The 200-nt window shown below is 50.0% G+C and carries 1 rRNA gene; it reads right to left on the minus strand.

Annotated elements, in window-relative coordinates:
- Positions 1 to 200, minus strand: a 16S ribosomal RNA gene (locus tag LEQ07_RS19945); the annotation flags it as partial.

Raw genomic sequence — 200 nt, forward strand, 5'->3', positions numbered from 1 at the left:
TGATCGTTGCCTTGGTAAGCCATTACCTTACCAACTAGCTAATCAGACGCGGGTCCATCCTGTACCGCCGGAGCTTTGATACAAAAGCCATGCGACTTTTATATGTTATCCCGTATTAGTATACCTTTCGGTATGTTATCCGTGTGTACAGGGCAGGTTACCCACGCGTTACTCACCCGTCCGCCGCTCTCTCCGAAGAG

The sequence above is a fragment of the Paraclostridium sp. AKS73 genome (assembly GCF_025671395.1).
Classification (GTDB): domain Bacteria; phylum Bacillota; class Clostridia; order Peptostreptococcales; family Peptostreptococcaceae; genus Paraclostridium; species Paraclostridium benzoelyticum.